The 17,208-nt window shown below is 40.8% G+C and carries 20 protein-coding genes; 12 read left to right on the plus strand and 8 right to left on the minus strand.

The window, feature by feature from the left end; genetic code table 11:
- Positions 1-295 precede the first annotated feature (295 nt).
- Both N5J47_RS12170 and N5J47_RS12175 read left to right on the plus strand, forming a co-directional pair.
- Positions 296-697: a hypothetical protein gene (locus N5J47_RS12170; RefSeq protein ID WP_279961262.1), complete on the plus strand. Its 402-nt coding sequence runs from the start codon at positions 296-298 to the stop codon at positions 695-697.
- A complete protein-coding gene (locus tag N5J47_RS12175) occupies positions 684-1,265 on the plus strand; it encodes a glycoside hydrolase family 19 protein (protein WP_279961263.1) in 582 nt (193 codons plus the stop codon). The genes N5J47_RS12170 and N5J47_RS12175 overlap by 14 nt, the downstream gene beginning before the upstream one ends.
- A 103-nt stretch (positions 1,266-1,368) precedes the next feature.
- Here the strand turns inward: N5J47_RS12175 and N5J47_RS12180 are convergent, their stop codons facing one another.
- The 3 genes from N5J47_RS12180 to N5J47_RS12190 all read right to left on the minus strand — a co-directional run bounded on the left by N5J47_RS12180 (position 1,369) and on the right by N5J47_RS12190 (position 2,343).
- A complete protein-coding gene (locus tag N5J47_RS12180) occupies positions 1,369-1,788 on the minus strand; it encodes a hypothetical protein (protein ID WP_279961264.1) in 420 nt (139 codons plus the stop codon).
- A gap of 20 nt (positions 1,789-1,808) precedes the next feature.
- Positions 1,809-2,027 carry a hypothetical protein gene (locus tag N5J47_RS12185; RefSeq protein ID WP_279961265.1) on the minus strand — a complete coding sequence of 73 codons (219 nt, stop codon included), beginning with the start codon at positions 2,025-2,027 and terminating at the stop codon, positions 1,809-1,811.
- A gap of 82 nt (positions 2,028-2,109) precedes the next feature.
- Positions 2,110-2,343 carry a hypothetical protein gene (locus tag N5J47_RS12190; protein ID WP_279961266.1) on the minus strand — a complete coding sequence of 78 codons (234 nt, stop codon included), beginning with the start codon at positions 2,341-2,343 and terminating at the stop codon, positions 2,110-2,112.
- Between the two features lie 472 nt (positions 2,344-2,815).
- On the opposite strand from N5J47_RS12190, the gene N5J47_RS12195 reads away from it, so the two are divergent.
- Positions 2,816-3,034 (plus strand): cold-shock protein, encoded by a 219-nt coding sequence (locus N5J47_RS12195; RefSeq protein WP_004679548.1) that lies wholly within the window; start codon positions 2,816-2,818, stop codon positions 3,032-3,034.
- A 403-nt stretch (positions 3,035-3,437) separates the two neighbouring features.
- Here the strand turns inward: N5J47_RS12195 and N5J47_RS12200 are convergent, their stop codons facing one another.
- Positions 3,438-4,298, minus strand: coding sequence for a hypothetical protein (locus N5J47_RS12200; RefSeq protein WP_279960406.1), 861 nt, complete (start codon positions 4,296-4,298; stop codon positions 3,438-3,440).
- Between the two features lie 452 nt (positions 4,299-4,750).
- Here N5J47_RS12200 and N5J47_RS12205 point away from each other — a divergent pair, with 452 nt between their 5' ends.
- Positions 4,751-5,311: a TetR/AcrR family transcriptional regulator gene (locus tag N5J47_RS12205; RefSeq protein WP_279960407.1), complete on the plus strand. Its 561-nt coding sequence runs from the start codon at positions 4,751-4,753 to the stop codon at positions 5,309-5,311.
- Positions 5,312-5,443: 132 nt separating this feature from the next.
- Here N5J47_RS12205 and N5J47_RS12210 read toward each other — a convergent pair whose 3' ends face one another.
- Positions 5,444-6,223: a ferredoxin--NADP reductase gene (locus N5J47_RS12210; protein ID WP_279960408.1), complete on the minus strand. Its 780-nt coding sequence runs from the start codon at positions 6,221-6,223 to the stop codon at positions 5,444-5,446.
- 100 nt (positions 6,224-6,323) lie between these two features.
- Between N5J47_RS12210 and tsaA the strand changes: the two genes are divergently transcribed.
- The 5 genes from tsaA (at position 6,324) to N5J47_RS12235 (ending at position 11,429) form a co-directional block, all read left to right on the plus strand.
- Positions 6,324-7,058 (plus strand): tRNA (N6-threonylcarbamoyladenosine(37)-N6)-methyltransferase TrmO, encoded by a 735-nt coding sequence (gene tsaA / locus N5J47_RS12215; RefSeq protein WP_279960409.1) that lies wholly within the window; start codon positions 6,324-6,326, stop codon positions 7,056-7,058.
- A gap of 34 nt (positions 7,059-7,092) precedes the next feature.
- Positions 7,093-8,871 carry an ATPase, T2SS/T4P/T4SS family gene (locus N5J47_RS12220; RefSeq protein WP_267979685.1) on the plus strand — a complete coding sequence of 593 codons (1,779 nt, stop codon included), beginning with the start codon at positions 7,093-7,095 and terminating at the stop codon, positions 8,869-8,871.
- A gap of 84 nt (positions 8,872-8,955) precedes the next feature.
- The gene (locus tag N5J47_RS12225; protein ID WP_279960410.1) at positions 8,956-9,321 is read left to right on the plus strand and encodes a NirD/YgiW/YdeI family stress tolerance protein; all 366 of its coding nucleotides are present in this window, start codon (positions 8,956-8,958) and stop codon (positions 9,319-9,321) included.
- A 109-nt stretch (positions 9,322-9,430) separates the two neighbouring features.
- Entirely contained in the window at positions 9,431-10,090 is a 660-nt protein-coding gene (locus tag N5J47_RS12230) for a response regulator transcription factor (RefSeq protein ID WP_279960411.1), read from the plus strand.
- A gap of 4 nt (positions 10,091-10,094) precedes the next feature.
- Positions 10,095-11,429 carry a HAMP domain-containing sensor histidine kinase gene (locus tag N5J47_RS12235; protein ID WP_279960412.1) on the plus strand — a complete coding sequence of 445 codons (1,335 nt, stop codon included), beginning with the start codon at positions 10,095-10,097 and terminating at the stop codon, positions 11,427-11,429.
- 90 nt (positions 11,430-11,519) lie between these two features.
- On the opposite strand, the gene N5J47_RS12240 is transcribed toward N5J47_RS12235, so the two are convergent.
- Complete coding sequence (locus N5J47_RS12240; protein ID WP_004679713.1) at positions 11,520-11,690, minus strand: hemin uptake protein HemP; 171 nt, start codon at positions 11,688-11,690, stop codon at positions 11,520-11,522.
- A gap of 162 nt (positions 11,691-11,852) precedes the next feature.
- Here N5J47_RS12240 and N5J47_RS12245 point away from each other — a divergent pair, with 162 nt between their 5' ends.
- The gene (locus N5J47_RS12245) at positions 11,853-12,776 is read left to right on the plus strand and encodes a thiamine phosphate synthase (RefSeq protein ID WP_279960414.1); all 924 of its coding nucleotides are present in this window, start codon (positions 11,853-11,855) and stop codon (positions 12,774-12,776) included.
- Positions 12,777-12,783: 7 nt separating this feature from the next.
- On the opposite strand, the gene N5J47_RS12250 is transcribed toward N5J47_RS12245, so the two are convergent.
- Together N5J47_RS12250 and mrcB are read right to left on the minus strand one after the other, a co-directional pair.
- Complete coding sequence (locus tag N5J47_RS12250; protein WP_279960415.1) at positions 12,784-13,356, minus strand: tetratricopeptide repeat protein; 573 nt, start codon at positions 13,354-13,356, stop codon at positions 12,784-12,786.
- A gap of 19 nt (positions 13,357-13,375) precedes the next feature.
- A complete protein-coding gene (gene mrcB, locus N5J47_RS12255) occupies positions 13,376-15,781 on the minus strand; it encodes a penicillin-binding protein 1B (protein ID WP_267979679.1) in 2,406 nt (801 codons plus the stop codon).
- A gap of 234 nt (positions 15,782-16,015) precedes the next feature.
- Here mrcB and N5J47_RS12260 point away from each other — a divergent pair, with 234 nt between their 5' ends.
- Entirely contained in the window at positions 16,016-16,924 is a 909-nt protein-coding gene (locus tag N5J47_RS12260) for an NAD(+) kinase (RefSeq protein ID WP_004679704.1), read from the plus strand.
- Positions 16,921-17,193 carry a YeaC family protein gene (locus N5J47_RS12265; RefSeq protein ID WP_004679703.1) on the plus strand — a complete coding sequence of 91 codons (273 nt, stop codon included), beginning with the start codon at positions 16,921-16,923 and terminating at the stop codon, positions 17,191-17,193. The genes N5J47_RS12260 and N5J47_RS12265 overlap by 4 nt, the downstream gene beginning before the upstream one ends.
- Positions 17,194-17,208 lie beyond the last annotated feature (15 nt).

The following is a 17,208-nucleotide window of genomic DNA, read 5'->3' on the forward strand; positions in this document are numbered from 1 at the left end:
GGAATAACTTATACATCGTCATATGGTCGCGCTGAGTTTATAAATAATACTAATGAGTTTAAAAGTATTCGATTTAATGCAAGTGTCTATATCGGCCCTAATGCTGAAAATACAAACCCTACATTGCACGCTGTAGATGATGTATGGACTGCTTTTTGCTTAGCGCCAGCATAAATACTCAAAACTCTAAACACAGCCACCTTTCATAAGGTGGCTTTTTTATTGGAACAACATCCAGGTCCAGTTTTACCGATCATTCAGAATAAACCTAAATAGAACTTTAGGTGACTTACAAATGGCTGAGCCAGTGAGTAGTGGGGTTGGTGCGGCGGCACTGGTGAAGATATATGGTCTCTTAACAATTTTAGCGGTTGCGACATTTTTTGCCTATCTTGTTGCCGTAATGACCCGTGTGCCACGCACCAGACAAGAGTGGGTGGTTTCACTCGTAACAACCGTTGTGGGAAGTGTGGCAGGTGGTTCGCTGGTTGTACAGAAATTTGGTCTACATGACTGGTCCTCAAACTGGTTTGGGATGTGTGCAATTGGCGGGATCATGTTCTGTTGCGGTTTGCCGTTTTGGGCCATTGTTCGATGGACATTCAATTATATCAATGCACGAGAAGATTCAACAATTATTGAAGTTGGTAGTGAAGTAAGAAACGCAATTCAGGGGAAAGACAATGTTAATGACTAAAGCTGGGTTTGATGTACTTCGTCAAAATTTTGGAAAATTAATTCAAGATCAGGTGGATGGTATTAATTTCCTAGTAGCGGCCTTTGATGCAGACAAGACAATTTCTTATCCACAAGCTGCTTATATGCTTGCTACGGCATGGCTTGAAACTGACAAAACGATGCAGCCTATCACTGAATATGGCAGCGTAAAGTATTTTGATAAGTATGATACGGGCACGTTAGCAAAGCGGCTGGGTAATACACCTGCATTAGATGGGGATGGATTTAAATATCGTGGTCGTGGTTATACTCAGATCACGGGTACAGATAACTATAAACGTGTCGGTAAAGCTTTGGGACTTGATTTATTCAATAATCCTGACTTGGCTTTAAAACCAGATGTCGCTGTGAAAATCATGATCTATTGCATGAAAAATGGTGTATTCACAGGCAAAAAGCTTTCTGACTATTTCAATGCATCAACCAAAAATTATTTAAGTGCACGCCGTATCATTAACGGCACTGATAGGGCAGAAAAAGTTGCTAATTATGCTGTAATTTTTGAAGAAGCTTTGAGGTGTCCCTGACATTGTTGTACATATTTGCAAGCGATCAATAGTTACTTTACTTTGTAGTGTATTGATTGTTGCCTTACTCAATTGAGATAAAAAGCCCTAAAGAGGGCTTGAATCATTCATAGTGGTCAGGATAAGCATTCCCAATTGAATCAATGAAATGCCATAAGCAAATATTATCTGTTAAGTTATTTGGAAGCTTAATTTCTTCAGATTCTTGTAAGCGAGATGAATGTATACCTATACCATTATCATCACCAGTTAGAAATTTTACTGTTTTTTCAGAAATAAACTTTATTGATACAACTGACGGGGATAGATACCCTAAAAAATTTAATGAAGTAAATGGTTCATAAATATGAAGTGTTTTAGAATTGCCATCCACTTCAATTAAGAAGTCCTCAAAACCTCCACTATTATTTATTAGTCCATTTATGACATGCTTTAAATAAAGAAATTCATTAGAAGAAAACTCCTTAGCCCATGTGGGTGCCATCTCACTAGAAATTAGTGCTTGGTGATCGAAAAATGACATTCTAAATCCTTGGATAAATTTTATTCTACTGTACCAATAACAGGAACCAACCGCGGTCCAGCAGCTCTAGCTTTTCCAATAATTTCAACAAGCTCATCATAAGTCAATTCAAATTTATCAGAGCTATCAAATATATATTCAACATTCTTACCCTCTAACTCTTTGGGTTTGATTGGTATAAAACGTTTTGGGATAAGCAACTGAGCTAATTGTTCATTAGATAATTTAAATAAATGCATGGTATTCATCCTGTTTTGAATAATTCATTCCATTTAGCTATCTTTAAAGGCATGTTGAAACACGCCTTTAAAGGAGGATTAATTAACGTTTTTTTCGTGATTGTTTCTGTATTTCAGTTGCTTCAGGTTGTAGGAAATCATCATAGCCAGAATCCTGACTATACTCATCAATAACAATTTGGGGATCGCTATCTTGCGGTATATCCTGGTTGAATTCATCAAAAGTGCTTACTTGTGACTCATCAATAAAGTTGTCTTGATTGAAGTCATCGGATGGGAACTCTTGATTTTCTATCTTAATTCCTTTCGTGCTCATATCTATCTCGCTGATCAAAAGTGCAGCAATATTTTAATAAATATAAATGACAAATAGAATAATTATGTAAAAAAGTGCGACATCTTGAGACGCATATTTGCCTGCTAAATAAACATACTTAAAAAGGGTAAAACCTGTCAAAAACCTGTCAAGAAAACGAAAGTAAAATGTAAGTGATTAAATTATAATAATAAAAAATGATAAGTCGTCGGGCTCATAACCCGAAGGTCGTTGGTTCAAATCCAACCCCCGCATCCAAATTTTGTATATCGATATGAACAGATATTGATTGCGTGTTAAGAGAAAGCGTGTATAGTAAATAATAACTAGAAGAATAATACTGTTGATTCAGCAAATCTTAGATTTCGTAGTTTAACCAAACCTTTCGTTTTATCAGATTTAGTTTCAGAGTTTATTATTTCCAGTTAATTGCTGCTAAGCATCCAAAGTATTTTTGTATATAGGTTAATTTATGTCTAATTCTGTGACTGGTACAGTTAAATGGTTCAATGAAACTAAAGGTTTTGGTTTTATTCATGCCGATTCTGGGCAAGATGTATTTGCTCATTTCAGTGAAATCCAAAGCAATGGTTTCAAAGTTCTTCATGAAGGACAACGCGTATCATTTACTGTTGCTCAAGGTAAAAAAGGTCCTCAGGCAACGGGTATCACCGTAGTTGCCCAGAACTAATAAAATCTTTTGAAAAAAAGCTCACTTTGGTGAGCTTTTTTTATCTGAAAATTAAATGGATAGAATAAAAATATTCAGGTTCAGGATTATTTTTTAGAAAGTGCTGAATTTTGTCACATTTAGACCATATGGTTAAACTATTGTCCTAGTATGATCTACGACTTTTTGCTAATTTCATTTAATAGATTGTTTAGGCAAATTAGTAGTTGCAGTACATTAAATGAGCATTAGGTTATGGAAAACTTAGAGCAGTATACGCAAAAGGTTGAACAAGAAGTTCATGTACATTGTAAAAGATCTTTCGGCTCGTTGTTATTTAGTTTTGTTGTATTAATAGCAACTGGTCTATAAGAAAAAGAAAAGCGCTCTCGGGCGCTTTTCCTCAATGGAGCAGGTCATAAAGTTAAGCAAGTTTCTTAAACGTTTCGTATTGATAGGTTGCAATTTGTTCATCCCAGAACTGCTGCCAGAGATCACAATATTCCAGACAAATTTGGCGAATCGAGTCATAGTCTGATTCTTCACAGGCCTGAGCCAATACAAACCATAAATCATCTTCATGGTCATCATCAGCCGCTTCTGCTGTTGCATCGTGGGATACACCATGCACATAGTAGTAACCACTATCCACATCGAAACCAACTGCATGGGTTGCCTGACGCAGTGCTGGGCTAAATAAAATTACCTCTTCTTCAGCAACCGCCAGCAGGGCAGAAACGGCTTCATAACGATCAAAGGAATCTTCTAAATAGCTGCGTACTCGTTGCGCGATAATGGATGGCTGATAATCATTGCGTTCTGATTGGCTAAGTTCAAAGTCATTGAGAACATCTTCAAATAATGGATAGTGTGCATATTGTGGATTGCCTGAATAATAACCCTCTTGATCCAGGCCTGGGCGGAAGCCAAATTCATCAAGAATGTTCAGGTTGAGTAGGAAACGAGGGAACATTTTGGAACCAGACAAAAGGCGAGGTTCCAGTTGTTTGGTCTGGAACTGTGCCATGAGCAGGGCATCGGTAAATACCTGAACAATCGCATGACGGTATTCCAGATGGATATGCTTGAGCGTTTCCTTGTCAATTAAGCCATCATTTAAAAGCTGGATAGCAGGGTGTTTGGAAACAGGATGATTTGAAATTTCTGCTCTCAGGGTATTCAGAAAGTTCAAGTTCTTATTCCATAGTTCAGCAGAAATACTATTTTTCATTCCGTCTATAGCATTCTGTCTAGGGCTGTCAAAATTTTCAAATTTTTTTGGCATAGTCTTGTACTCATGTATTAATAAATATTATTGCTTTTCCAATTATTTAGTTCGATTTCTTTGGTTGTTTATGAATATAACGAATTAGATCAACCAAACATCTTTTTATTGGATAATTTAAATATAAAATGATTTTTTTGTGAAATCAATTTATTAAATAGGCTAAAAAATGATAATATACGTTATTAATTAACTTAACTTTAAATAAAAGGTGAACTATTTCACGATATATTTAAAAAATTTTTAATTAGAAAAGTTTTTTTACAAATCATCTTGTTTATATGTTCATTTTTGCTTAACTTAATAACAGAGACAGTGAAGAAATGTTTTATATTTTCTTAAATGCTCTTAAAATAAGATAAACAATACATAGTTGCCAGATTTATCCAGCATTTAAACTATGTCTAAATAATATATTAAGCTTTTTGATAGAATTTAAAAAGGATAATAAAATGTCTAAAAAAGAAGATATTATTGCAACAGCTCTTCGTCTCTTCAATTGCTATAGCTACAGTTCTGTCGGGGTAGATCGAATTATCAGTGAGTCTGGTGTTGCCAAGATGACGTTCTACAAGTACTTTCCCTCCAAAGAGAGCTTAATTGAGGAGTGTTTGTCCCGACGAAATAAGAGTATTCAGGAAGCGATTGAGCAGGAAATTAGCCTGAAAGCAGAAGACGATTATTTGGGTAAAATTAAGGCTGTCTATTTTTGGCATTTAGCCTGGTTTAATTCAGATGATTTTCATGGATGCATGTTTCAAAAGGCTTCCTTGGAGATATTGCAGCAATATCCATCGATTATTCGCCCGATTGTAGAATATAGGGAATGGTTAATGGGATTACTAGAGAGTCTGTTTGAGAAAGCTAAAGTGTTTCAACCGCATGTATTGACAGCAATGTATATTAATATTCTGGATGGTATGACGGCATATGCGAAAGTAAATAAAGACCATGCGAAAATTGAGGAGTGTTGGTATTATATTGAAAGATTGATTACTTTGGATGCGGCTTGATTTTTAAATAAATACAGTATTTCTAAATAAACTATTTTGTATAAATTAATATAAATAAATCCTTAATAATATTTTAAATAAAAATTAAAAACCGAGGTATTCACCTCGGTTCTTTTGTACATCATGAAAAAGTTATTTTTCTACAAAAGCACGTTCAATAACATAATCACCCATAACACCCATACGTGGTGATTCAACCAGGCCATGTTGGTCTAGCAGGGTAGCCACATCTTTCAGGAAAGCTGGGCTACCGCAGAGCATGGCACGGTCTGTCTCACGGTTAAAACGTGGTAAACCGATTTTTTCAAACAGTTCGCCAGTTTCAATGGCAGTGGTGACACGACCTTGTGTATGGAATGGCTCGCGGGTTACGGTTGGGTAATAAACCAATTTATCCTTGATGCCCAGTTCTTCAAAAAATTCATTGTTTGGCAGTTCATTCAGGATTAAATCCTGATAGGCAAGCTCTGAAACATAGCGTGTACCATGAACCATGATCACTTTCTCAAACTTTTCGTAAGTTTCAGGATCACGCAGCAGGGAAAGGAAAGGAGCAAGACCTGTACCAGAAGATAAAAGGTATAAATTTTTACCTGGTAATAAATCGTCGTGTACGAGCGTCCCTGTTGGTTTTTTAGAAATCAGGATTTCATCGCCAACCTGTACTTTTTGTAAAATGGAAGTCAATGGACCGTCTTGTACCTTAATTGAGAAGAACTCCAGTTCTTCTTCATAATTCGCGCTTGCAATCGAATAAGCACGCATTAAAGGCTTGCCATTCACTTCAAGACCGATCATGACGAATTGACCATTTTTGAAACGTAGACTGGTGTCACGTGTTGTTTTAAAACTAAAAAGTGTGTCATTCCAGTGGTGAACATGAGTAATGCGTTCAACGTTAAAAGCAGCCATTCAAGGTCTCGATCACAGTTAAAAGAAACAGGTTGCTATTCTAATCTAAAATCATTCTCGATAAACTGAATATATTTAATTGTGTTTATAAGAAAAAGTGATGAGTAATTTAGTTGAGATGCCGATTATCGGCTACATGCATTCTCCCTACCGTGAAAAGTTTGGTATTCCGCGTCAGCCAAATCTGGTACAGGTCGAGTCTTATATAGAGATGGTGGCACCTTATAACGATATTCTGGCATTTGAGGGGATCGAGGCGTTTAGCCATTTATGGTTGCTGTGGCAGTTTCATGAGAATAAACAAAATGATAACGCTTCAAACCAAGTGGTTAAATTTCGTGCGCAGGTGAGACCACCACGCTTAGGTGGGAACCAGAAAATGGGGGTGTTTGCCACCCGAAGCATGTATCGTCCATCGCCAATCGGTCTATCCGTGGTGCAGTTTTTACGAGTGGAAAAGCAAGGGAAAAGCGTGCGACTTTATGTGATGGGTAGTGATTTACTACATGGCACACCGATTCTGGATATTAAACCTTATATCCAGTATTCGGATGCAGTGCCAGAGGCAAATAGTGCCTATGCGCAGGATGAGCCTGTACGTAAATCAGTGATCTGGACAGAAACTGCACAAACACAACAACAGCAATTACTAAAGCAGGCTATTTTAAATAAAAAGGTATTCGATGAACTGGAACAGGTGTTATCTTTAGACCCTCGTCCTGCCTATCAGGAAGATGCAGAACGAGTCTATGGCATGTGTTTTGCCGACTTGAATGTACGTTTTAAGGTCGATGAAAGCAATGTAACAGTCATTGCTGTGGAACAGGCAACTTAAAAATATAAATCATAAATTTGGGGATTTGACGGTTATGCAAGCACAGGCAAAATTTGCAGGTTTTTCTTTTTCGATTGATGTAACGTGGTGTCTGGAACAATTACAAAAAGATGGGCGAATTACGGAACGGGATAAACTGTTTATTCAAACCACTCATCGTCAAAAAGATCAGTTGAAATGGCATCCCTTACAGTGGATTGCCAATTTTAATTTAAAAGATCAACTCAATCCTGCCACAACCTTAACCTTGAATCGTTTATGTCAGTGGTTAGCTGAAAAAGCCGAAGTTCCCTTATTTATAATTGATCCGCTAAAAGCTGATGTGGCGGCATTAACCAGCGTCATGTCACAGGAATTTGCAGTACGGAATCATATTCTGGCTGTTGAAGTACATGCAGATCGGATTCTGATCGGGACGGATCAGCCATTTTTAACGGAATGGCAAAATAATCTGGAGCGCAGTTTAGCGCCAAGAAAGATTGAACGGGTGTTACTCAATCCTGAGCAATTACAGCGCTATCTGGTGGAGTATTATCAGGTTAGTCGTGCGGTCAGTTCTTCACAAAACACCAGTGCCTTTGACCGTGACAATAAAGGCGTTGAGGCCTTGTTACAGTTGGGCGATACCCAGAATCCTGATGCCAATGATCAACATATTGTCAAATTGGTGGACTGGGTGCTGCAATTTGCCTTTGAACAGGGGGCTAGTGACATTCATCTTGAACCCCGAAAAGACAAAGGCAAGGTGCGTTTCCGTATTGATGGGGTGTTGCATACCATTTATAACATGCCAGCCAATACGCTGACTGCCGTCATTTCCCGTATTAAAATTTTGGGTCGCATGAATGTTGCGGAAAAGCGTAAACCACAGGATGGACGTTTAAAGACACGGACACCAAAAGGTCAGGAAACCGAATTGCGTCTCTCCACTTTGCCAACCGCCTTTGGCGAAAAACTGGTGATGCGTATTTTTGATCCAGAAGTGCTGGTACGCAGTTTTCAGCAGTTGGGTTTTGAGGGGCATCTCTTACAAAGTTGGCAACAACTGACCCAGCATAGCCATGGGATTATTCTGGTGACAGGGCCAACAGGTTCGGGTAAAACCACCACGCTATATTCATCACTCAAGCAACTGGCGACTGAACAGGTCAATGTCTGTACCATTGAAGACCCGATTGAAATGCTGGAACCCAGCTTTAACCAGATGCAGGTCAATCCAAACATTGAACTAGGCTTTGCTGATGGTGTGCGTGCCCTCATGCGTCAAGACCCTGACATTATTATGGTCGGGGAGATTCGTGACCATGATACTGCCAATATGGCGATTCAGGCGGCACTGACAGGACATTTGGTGTTATCGACATTGCATACCAATGATGCGCCATCCAGCTTGACCCGTCTGCATGATCTGGGGGTGCAGCCATTTTTAACCGCAGCCACGATTCTGGGTGTATTGGCACAACGTCTGGTGCGTCGTCTTTGCCCGCATTGCAAACAGCAAACTTCCATGAATGAGCAGGAATGGGAACACCTGACTTTTGACTATATGATGGATATGCCAACCACCATGTATAAGGCTGTGGGCTGTGAAGTGTGTCGCCAGACAGGTTATAAAGGGCGTGTCGGGATTTATGAGTTTATGCCAGTCAGTCTGGAATTAAAGTCCATCATTAGTGCTAATGGCACACTGGATCATTTACGTGCGCAAGCCAAGAAAGAGGGCATTGAACCTTTGCGTATTGCAGGGGCGCGTAAGGTGATTGAGGGCGTGACCACATTGGAAGAAGTGCTTCGGGTGGTTCCATTAAGCTAAGTTTTTTCATCACCTAAGATTCACCTCATCTTGTTTTGTTTTAATGACTCCATCGAGATGATCAACAAAGATGAGGAAATTAAAATGAACGTATTTTCTAAAGTTGCTGTAATTGCAGGTTTGGTTGGTGCAACAACATTTGCGGTTGCGAATACGACAGCAGTCAATCAGCAGGCATTGGCCCCTACACAAATTACTACGGTGAAACAGGCATTGACCTTAAAGGATGACACTCCTGTTCAGCTTAAGGGCTATGTGGTCAAGGCAACAGGTGATGAGAAATACCAGTTTAGTGACCAGACTGGCAGCATCACGGTCGATATTGATGATGATTTATGGCAAGAAAGGGCTGTTTCAGCAAAAACGCCTGTAACCATTATCGGTGAAATCGACATTGACTATAAACCGACCAAACGTGTAGAAGTGGATGTAGATCAAGTGAAGTTCTAATCACTGCAATATTGTCAAAAAAACCACATGATGATCATGTGGTTTTTTTGCATGTGATTTATTTTAAAGGCATGATGGATGTGGATGGATCAGATGCGAGTATGGCTTTATGCGAATTTTATTGGCTGAGGATGATGCCTCTCAGGCAGAAAGTATCAAGGACTGGCTGGAGCTGGATGGCTATAGCGTCGACTGGGTAGAGCGGGGTGATCATGCGATACTGGCGGTTGAGCAGCATCAATATGATTGTATCCTGCTGGATCGCGGTTTGCCCAAGGCTTCGGGGGATGACATTCTAAAAAGCATTCGCCATCAAAATTCCAATACGCCCGTCATTTTTATTACCGCCAAAGATGCCATTCATGATCGGGTGGAGGGGCTGGATTTGGGTGCCAATGATTATCTGGTCAAACCGTTTAATCTGGAAGAATTGTCGGCACGGGTGCGCTCACAATTGCGGCAACATCAGACTCAGGCAGGCCAATATTTGACTTTTGCCAATCTACAGCTTGATCCGCAAGCCAAGACCCTGACACAAGCGGGGCAAGTCATCAACCTGACTGCAAAAGAATTTCAGATTTTACATAAATTAATGCAAAAACCAGAACATATCCTGACCCGTGAGCAACTGGAAGAATCACTGTATGCCTGGGGCGAGGAAATCGAGAGTAATGCCATCGAAGTGTATATCTACCAGATTCGCAAAAAAATTGGCGGGCAATATATCAAAACCATTCGTGGTTTAGGCTATCGGATGCATCAGGATTAAGTTTATGAAAGTGGTGTCGCTACAAAACAGGCTGATTAAAACCTCACTGATCAGTTCCGTGATTGCAGGTTGTGTGGCATTGCTTTTATTTGTGGTGATTTCAATCTATCAAACCATGCAGGTTCAGGATGAAATCATGGATGAAATCTCGGATATGTTACTGATTGCTGACCTGACCTCAACATCAGGGCAGCAGATTGATGAACTGAGTGACCAGTTTGATATCCAGTATCGCCTGAGCTACCAGCAACAGATTCTGACCCAGTCTGAGGATTTTCAGCTTGAGCAACAGTATTACACCTTGAATACAGGTGATGACCAGTATGGCTTTATCTGGCAGGAGCGACAGCTCTGGCGTAGTTATCGGGTGGAAGATCACCAGCCCCACATGCAGGTGTTGCTGTTACAACCTTTAGGTGATCGCTTTAAAGAATTGATGCATAGCTTTGCTGGCTATTCTGTCATTCTGATTATGTTGTGGCTGATGCAGTGGATCATGCTGCATTTTCTGGTCAAACGGCAGTTTAGGGCGATTCATCAATTATCCGATCAAATCTCAGAGAAAAACGCGGATGATCTAACGCCAATCCAGTCCTCCAGCATTGAATTTAAGGAATTGCAGCCGATGCTGGGGCAGTTAAATCATTTGTTGCAACGTCTGGATCAGTCGCTAAAAGCCGAACAGCGTTTTACTGCGGATGCTTCGCATGAGCTGCGTTCGCCCTTATCCGCGATTCAGATGCGTTTACAGCTTTTACAACGTAAATATCCAGAACGGGCCAGTGATTTTGCTGCAATGCAGCAGGACATCAGCCGAGGGACTCAAATGCTGGAAAATTTATTGTTACTGGCACGTTTAGATCCTGAACATGCTGAGAACCTGCCCAAGACACATTTTACCTTGCACACAGTGATTGACGAGGCGATTCAGGCTCTGACGCCATTTATCAAGGAAAAAGCAATCCAGATTCAGCAGCAGATTCCAGTAGCCGAACAGGACAATAGGATTTTTGCCAATCAACAACTGATTTTTACCTGTATCCGTAATGTGCTGGACAATGCCATACGCTATACGCCAGAGAAAGGCTGTGTTTATCTCAGCCTGAATAAACAGGGTCAGTCTCTGGAAATCAGTATTGAAAATGAGGGACAAGGCATTGATCCAGAAGTCTTGCAGCATCTTGGAGAACGTTTCTATCGTGGTTTGGGAACTAGGACACAGGGATCGGGTTTAGGCTTATCCATTTGTAGGAAAATTATCGAACTGCATCATGGACAGATTGAATTGCTGCCATCCTCATATGGCGGATTAAAAGTCGTAGTCAGATTGCTTACCTAAAGCTTTATTCTATTTTTTAGATGAATTAAAAAGCAGTACGCGCTGACATACTGCTATTTCCACGTTTATTATTATCCGATTATTATTATTTTACTTGGTTAAAATCAGACGGTTGTTACGGGTGAGGCGTAGGCGATACTCTTCACCAGCGTGCATAATGCGAATTTCGCGGCCTAAGGCAAATAGGTTGTTTGAATGCAACATTGGTAAGGATTGAGTTGCATCAGTGCTACGAGTGAATAGGTTAAATGGTGCGTTCATTTGTTATGCTCCGTGGTGTATTATCTAACGTTTTAAATGATAATCATTATCGAATAGACCTGTCAACGTAAATTTGAATAATTTACAAAATCATTTATAAGTTTTTTTCAGAACGATGTGCAAATTGATGAATGACAGGGATTTACTCTGTAAAGATGAGGGATGTGGACTGTGATAGTAAAGAATGTCATTGATGTTGCGATTGCAATTTTATTGCATAAATCCAAGGTATTGGTGGGGTGGCGTCAAGCCAATCAACATCAGGGCAATAAGCATGAATTTCCTGGGGGCAAGGTTGAGCAGGGAGAAACGCCTGAGCAGACCTGCCGCAGGGAAATTTATGAAGAGGTGGGCATTGGCTTAAAGGACTGGCATCGTTTTGATGTGATTCGTCATGAATATGATGATGTGATTGTGAACTTGCATATCTTTCATGCCTATGTACCAGATGCGTTACTGGAACTGATTCAGCAGCCGTGGCATTGGTATAGTCGTGATCAGCTACAAGAGTTAAATTTTCCTAAAGCCAATCAGGTGATTTTGCAACGTCTGGTCTGGCCTCATCTGATCAAGGTGAGTGAACAGTTGACGGCACTGCCACAGCAGCACAGCCTGTTGTATTGGCGGATACAGAATGAAAATCTTGATGCGATTGGACAGCAGTTGGAAACACTCAGCGATGAGCAGTATCAAAAACTCATTGTGAATTTTGGAATCTGGAAGCAACTGGATGCAGCATTGCAGCAAAAAATAATGACCATTCACCTAAAGCAATCACAACTGATGGCATTAAAGAAAGGTGAATTAGTTGTAGGGAAACGTTTTATTGCAGCGTGTCATGATGCAGTTTCATTGCAACATGCACATCAGATTGGCTGTGATGCGGTGCTTTTAAGTCCTGTGAATATAACCGAGACGCATCCTGAAGCGAAAGTATTGGGATGGGAGGGTTTCGCTGAACTCGCTGAAAAAAGTGATATTCTTGTTTTTGCTTTAGGTGGTGTTGCGCCTACTGATCTGGAACAAGCCCAAAAACATCATGCTTATGGGCTTGCGGGGATTCGCCAGTTTGAATCAATCCAGTAACAAGGCTCTAAAGTGACTGAATTGCTTTTTTCGCTTCCTGTGCCTTGACTGGATGATTACGTGCTTCGCTGGCACGAAGCACAATTGTCCAAAGCTGCTTTTTCATGGCATTGCTCTGTGCGTAGCTTAAACCGCGGCGTGCCAAGGCCTCGGCATTGGCATACTCTTTTCGCTGGTTGGCGATTAGGCCCAGATATAAATAGGTTTCAGAAGCCTGCGGTGCAATCCGTTGGGCTTGAAGTGCATAACGTTCTGCTTCTGCAAGTTGCTGACTTTTATAAGCGGTCTGGGTTTTTTGCATCAGGGTTCTAAAGGCAGGGAGTTGAGCACCATCATTACTAAACTTCTGCTGCACCTTTTGTTCAGGTACCACGACCTGTGGGGTCACGGTTTGCCGTTTAATCTCTTTTTGGTCATACGGAATGACTTTCACACCAGAAGCAGGTGGAGTCACTTTTTTCTTCTGCGTATTCGTGCCTGCTGATGGATTAATAGGTTTGGTGGTCGTGACTTTTTCTGGGGTGGCGGTACAGCCAGCCAGTACAAGTACACCAATTGCGAAAGTTATTTTCTTGATCATGTCTAAATCCCTGTAGAAATTAATTTTCACCGCTGTAGCTACCACTGGAAATGATGCGTGTTGGCGTATGATTTGATAAATCATTGTCCATCTGGTTTTCGCTTTCCCGAATATAGTTGTTTATGCCATCATCATGATCATTTTCTGATGTACCACCCTGAGGCATATAGGTTGGTTCAACTTCATAATGAGATTGACCGCAAACCGTTGCACGGCGAGGTACAGTTTGACGAAGCAATGGAATATACAATGCGCCGTCACAGCCCTCGGCAGAAAGGTCACCGCTGGCGCTATCAATCCACTGCCACTGAACGTTGTCGGTTTGACGAAGATTTACAGGTTCCTGACGAAGCTGTTTCATGACATTGGTCCAGACTGGCAATGCACCAGAAGAACCTGTCAGACCAGTAACCTTGTTGTCATCCAGCCCTAACCAGACCACAGCGACATGATTACCAGAATAACCTGCAAACCATGAATCGCGTGTATCGTTGGTTGTACCTGATTTTCCTGCAAGATTCAGTGATTCAGGCAAGCTGCCATAGGCAGAGCGGCCTGTACCTGAACGCATGACTTGCTGCAAGCCATAATTCAGGATGTAGGCGGCGGCAGGGTCAATGGTTTGCTGTACATTCAAACCATAACGCTCTAATAAATGTCCTTTTGCATCCACAACAGTACGGATAGAACGGGTAGGGTATTTAAAGCCGCCTGTCGCGAAGTTTCCATAAACGCTCAGCACTTCCATTGGTGACATATTCACCGCACCCAGATAAATGGATGGGTAGGCTGGAATATCTGAACTTACCCCAAACTGTCTGAGCTTGTTGGTAAATGTAGATAGACCAAACTCGTTCGCCAAACGTACAGTAGAAAGGTTGTATGAATTTGCCAAAGCCTGCTGCATTGGAACCACACCGTGCTCACCACCGCTATAATTTTTGGGTGTCCAGTTTTTATCACCATCAATTGGAATACTGACGGCTGTATCTTCAATTGGGCTTGCCCATGTATAACGGCCTGACTCAAGTGCATTTAAATAAATGATAGGTTTTAATAAAGAACCTACCTGACGTTTAGCATCCACTGTACGGTTAAAACCTGTAAAGTCCTGAGTCGATCCCACAGCGGCAACCAGTTCACCATTGTCAGGATGAGCGACAAGAATGGCACCCTGTAAGTTCTTTAAACGGGCAGGATTGGCATTCGCCAGACGATCAACTGAATTTTTAAACGCATTTTGCACCTGAATCTGTGTGATTGGATCCAGTGTGGTAAAAATTCTTAAACCCTGATTGGTAATGTCACTTTCCTGATATTCGGTGCGTAGCTGACGACGGACAATATCAAGAAAATCAGGGAATTTCGCAGGTCCTAGAGTTGGTTTGCTCACCACATTCAAAGGACGTGCAATTTCATCCTGATATTCAGCTTCACTGAGGTAGCCCATGACTTTCATGTTGTTCAGTACAACATCACGGCGTTTTTTAGCCGCTTCAGGATTACGCCAAGGATTATATAAAGAAGGGCCTTGCACTAAACCAACCAAATAGGCTTGTTGGGAAATATTCAATTCACGTAAAGGTAAACCAAAATAAAACTGTGAAGCCAGACCATAACCATTGATGGAATAACTGCCATTTTGACCTAAATTCACTTCATTCAGATAGGTTTCAAGAATTTCATCCTTGCTGTAATGCAGTTCAATCAATAACGCCATCAGGGCTTCATTGACTTTACGTTTCAGTGTTTTTTCAGGGGAAAGATAAAAGTTTTTCACCAACTGTTGTGTGAGGGTTGATCCACCTTGGCGTTTACCCCCAGTAACATTGCTGACTAGAGCACGTGCAGTGCCACGAACTGAAATACCGTGATGGTGATAGAAGTTGCGATCCTCAGTTGAGATCAAGGCCTCAATCAGCGTTTTTGGTACTTTATCCAGTTTAATGAGTACGCGGTCTTCATTATGCTGAGGGTAAATACCACCAATCAATAAAGGTTCCAGCCGTGCAATGCCTGTGCTTGATGGTTTGGTTGAACGGATTTCACCGACCTGCCCATTCAGGAAACCAATTTCAAGCACCTGTTCAGGTTCATTGCTGTCACCATAGTCAAAACCACGTGTATGTACATACATCTGGTTGCCTTGGGTGACATAGCTACCTGATTTTTCATAGTTTGCCGTATTTTTATAACCCAGTAATTTCAGTTCCTGAATGAAGTTTTCCTGAGTAATTGGCGCATTTGCATAGATTTCTAATGGACGAGCAAATACCTTGGCTGGAATATCCCAGCGCTGACCTTCAAACTTATTGCGAATAATATTATCCAGACGGATCAGATAGATACTAAAGGCAATAAAAACACCAATCACTAAAATGGAAAAAATTAGCGCAAGAAAACCGATACCACGTTCACACTTCATAGATTTGCGTTAAAATCAAAACAATGGGGCTAATGATGCGATAGCTTATGCGCAATTTGCAATCGTAAAACTGTGAATAAATAGCAACATGCAATAAAAACTTTAAGAATGTGTTGACATTAACTGGGTAAAAAAACAACGAATAGACATTTTTATACTTTTTAATCAATCGTCAACGAAATTCTGATAGTTAATGATATGATAGTCAGGAAGCGCAGCGGAGCTGAATTATTCGTGCAAATTTCACATAAATCCTTTCGAAATATTGGTTTGATTGGGCGACCAGATAAAGATTCTGTAGTAGAAACCTTATGTTTGATTCATGATCACTTGATCACCTTAGGTTTAAATCCTGTCTTTGATCAGGAAACAGCGAAACTCGTACCTTATAGCCATGGACAGACTGTCAGCCGTAATTTATTGGGTGAAGTCGTGGATTTAGTGATTGTAGTGGGCGGTGATGGTTCACTACTGCATGCTGCACGAGCCTTGGTTCGCTATAATACCCCTGTGATTGGGATTAACCGTGGGCGACTGGGCTTTTTAACCGACATTAAACCTGCCGAAGCAATCTTTAAGCTAGATCAGGTGTTGCAGGGACATTTTCAACTAGATCGCCGTTTCCTGCTGGAAATGGAAATTCGATCCAATGGTGAAACCATTTATGATGCAATTGCATTAAATGATGTGGTTCTACATTCTGGACGATCAGTCCATATGATTGACTTCGAACTCAGTATTGATGGGCAATATGTCTATCGTCAGCACAGCGATGGTTTAATTGTTTCCACACCAACGGGTTCGACAGCATATGCATTGTCTGGTGGTGGACCTATTTTGCATCCAAGTATGGATGCGATTGCATTGGTGCCCATGCATCCGCATACTTTGTCCTCTCGTCCGATTGTGGTTGGTGGACAAAGTGAGATTAAAATTACCATTCGTGAAAATCGGGTTTTACCTATGGTCAGCGCCGATGGACAACATAGTGTTGCATTAAATGTGGGTGACACTGTGCATATTCGCAAACATCCGTTTAAACTAAGCTTATTGCATCCGCCTGGTTATGATTTTTATATGGCTTGCCGTACTAAACTGGGCTGGAATCAAGATTTTGAATCTTTTCAACAGGATGACTCATGAATATTGAACAAATGCTCGCTGTTTTAAATCCTGAAATTGTTGAGCGCTTAAAGACAGCCGTTGAAATTGGAAAATGGCCAAATGGTATTGCATTGACCAAAGAGCAACGTGAAACCTGTATGCAGGCTGTTTATGCATGGGAAATGAAACATTTACCAGAAGAACAGCGTAGTGGTTATATCGATCGTGGTACAAAAGAAGAGGGTGAGGAGTGTGATGATGATCATCACAAACATGAACCTGAATTTAAACCGATTCGATTTGTTTAAATTAAAGACCCAGTA

The organism is Acinetobacter sp. GD03645 (assembly GCF_029845285.1).
In the GTDB taxonomy this organism is placed as follows: Bacteria; Pseudomonadota; Gammaproteobacteria; order Pseudomonadales; family Moraxellaceae; genus Acinetobacter; species Acinetobacter corruptisaponis.